Annotated in this window: 2 protein-coding genes; both read left to right on the forward strand. The window is 72.5% G+C overall.

Annotated features, from left to right (window positions below; translation table 11 throughout):
• Positions 1–927 (forward strand): protein phosphatase 2C domain-containing protein (locus tag ACOV8S_RS04760; protein WP_448316264.1); only part of this gene is annotated, 927 nt, incomplete at its 5' end.
• A 92-nt stretch (positions 928–1,019) separates the two neighbouring features.
• Positions 1,020–2,762 carry a pyruvate dehydrogenase gene (locus ACOV8S_RS04765; RefSeq protein WP_448316265.1) on the forward strand — a complete coding sequence of 581 codons (1,743 nt, stop codon included), beginning with the start codon at positions 1,020–1,022 and terminating at the stop codon, positions 2,760–2,762.
• Positions 2,763–2,912: the final 150 nt, after the last annotated feature.

Raw genomic sequence — 2,912 nt, forward strand, 5'->3', positions numbered from 1 at the left:
GGCCGGGACGTGACGTACGTGGGGGACGCGCCGCCGAGCTACGACGCGGAGCCCACGTCGCTGCCGATGGCGGACCCCGCCGCCCTGGAGGACCTGGTCCCCGACACCGTGCTGGACGGCGCGCGGCACGGCGGCCTGACCCTGCGGGCCGCCTCGGTGCGCGGGGACTCGGCCCGCTACCGGGGCGAGGTGCGCCGGGACGCGCTGCTGACCGCCCGGTTCGGGGTGGGCGACCGCGCGCTGGTGCTGGTCGCCGTGGCCACCGGCGCCCGCGCCACCCCCGCCGGACAGCGGGCCGCCGCCGCGGCGTGCCGGTGGATCGCCCAGGCCGTCGGACGCAGCGCCGCCCGTCTCGCCGAGGACATCCGCGAAGGCCGCCGCGCCGACCTGCGGGCGGGACTGCAGCGGCTCACCGATCGCAGCCTCGGCCGTCTGCGGGCCACCGCACGGGTCGAGGGGTGGAGTTCCGGGGGCGACGAGGCGACGCTGCGCTGCCTGCTGCTGCCGGCCGACCCCGACTGCCGTACCCGTGTGTTCTTCGGCGTCGGCGACGGCGGACTGTACCGGCTGCGCGACGGCGACTGGCAGGACCTCGAGCCCCGCCCGGCCGGCCCCGCCGCGAAACGCGGCGAGCTGACCCTGGACCTCGGCATCACGACGCCGCCGAGCCCTTACCAGCCCGCCCCGGAGCCGCCCCGCGAACCGTTCCGGTTCCGCACCTGTGTGGCCCGTCCGGGGGACCGGCTGCTGATGTGCGCCGCCGGGCTGTCCGACCCGCTCGGCGGGGAACCCGCGCTCCTCGCCCACCTGGGCCGCAGGTGGGCCGCGCCGGAGCCGCCCGGGCTCGCCGGCTTCCTGTCGGACGTGCAGGTGCGGGTGAAGGGTTACGCCGACGACCGTACGGCGGCGGCCGTCTGGGAGGCGTGATCGGGCCCCGCGTGGATTGATGGTCCCGAGAACGGGGACACGAGCGGTCCGGACTCGGATCGTGAGCACGCAGCGAAGGGGCACGCGGACCCATGGCCAAGCAGAACGTCGCCGAGCAGTTCGTCGACATCCTCACCCGCGCGGGCGTACGGCGGATGTACGGGGTGGTCGGGGACAGCCTCAACCCCGTCGTCGACGCCGTCCGCCGCCACAAGGGCATCGACTGGGTGCACGTCCGCCACGAGGAGGCCGCCGCCTTCGCGGCCGGGGCCGAGGCACAGGTCACCGGGCAGCTGACCGCCTGCGCCGGCTCCTGCGGCCCCGGCAACCTGCACCTGATCAACGGCCTGTACGACGCGCACCGCTCCATGGCCCCCGTGCTGGCGCTCGCCTCCCACATCCCCTCCTCGGAGATCGGGCTCGGCTTCTTCCAGGAGACCCACCCCGACCGGCTGTTCCGCGACTGCAGCCACTACAGCGAGATGATCTCCAGCCCTTCCCAGATGCCGCGGCTGCTCAACACCGCCATCCAGCACGCGGTGGGGCGCTCCGGCGTCAGCGTCGTCACCCTGCCCGGCGACATCGCCGACGAGCCGGCTCCCGAGGGCGCCTACGACACCGCGCTGGTCACCAGCCGCCCCTCGGTCCGCCCCGGGGACGCCGAACTCGACGCGCTGGTCGAGATGATCGACAAGGCCGGCAAGGTCACCCTGTTCTGCGGCGCCGGCTGCAAGGACGCGCACGAGGAGGTGATGCGGCTCGCCGAGCTGATCAAGTCGCCGGTCGGCCACGCCCTGCGGGGCAAGGAGTGGATCCAGTACGACAACAACTACGACGTCGGCATGAGCGGCCTGCTCGGCTACGGCGCCGCCTACGAGGCCACCCACGAGTGCGACCTGCTGATCCTCCTCGGCACCGACTTCCCGTACAACGCCTTCCTCCCCGACGACGTGCAGATCGCCCAGGTCGACGTGCGCCCCGAGCACCTCGGACGGCGCTCCCGGCTGGACCTGGCGGTGTGGGGCGACGTCAAGGAGACGCTGAAGTGCCTGATCCCCCGGGTGAAGGAGAAGACCAACCGCCGCTTCCTCGACAAGATGCTGAAGAAGCACGCCGACGCGCTGGAGGGCGTGGTCAAGGCCTACACCCGCAAGGTGGAGAAGCACGTCCCGATCCACCCCGAGTACGTGGCCTCGGTCCTCGACGAGATGGCCGACGACGACGCCGTGTTCACCGTCGACACCGGCATGTGCAACGTCTGGGCGGCGCGCTACATCACGCCCAACGGGCGCCGCCGGGTGATCGGTTCGTTCTCCCACGGCTCGATGGCCAACGCGCTGCCGATGGCGATCGGGGCGCAGTTCACCGACCGGCACCGGCAGGTCGTGTCGATGTCCGGCGACGGCGGATTCGCCATGCTGATGGGGGAGTTCCTCACCCTCGTCCAGTACGACCTGCCGGTGAAGGTGGTCCTCTTCAACAACTCCTCGCTGGGCATGGTCGAGCTGGAGATGCTGGTGGCCGGGCTGCCCTCGCACGGCACCGCCAACACCAACCCGGACTTCGCCGCCGTCGCCCAGGCATGCGGAGCCTTCGGCGTGCGCGTGGAGAAGCCCAAGGACCTGCCGGGCGCGCTCAAGGCGGCGTTCCGGCACAAGGGCCCCGCCCTGGTCGACGTCGTGACCGACCCGAACGCGCTGTCCATCCCGCCGAAGATCAAGAAGGACATGGTGACCGGCTTCGCGCTCTCCGCCTCCAAGGTGGTGCTCGACGGAGGCGTGGGCCGGATGCTGCAGATGGCCCGCTCCAACCTGCGCAACGTGCCGCGCCCCTGAGCCGTCCCGGCGATCACCCCGCCCTCCCCGCCCGGCCGCCCACCGGAACGGGATGAGTGCCGCGTTCCGGACGCGGGCATGCATCTCGTGAGCGCGTTCGAGAAAGGGACGTGCGATTCGGCATGAACGGGGGCTCATGAAGAGGCAGGC

This window comes from Streptomyces sp. CO7, assembly GCF_053474865.1.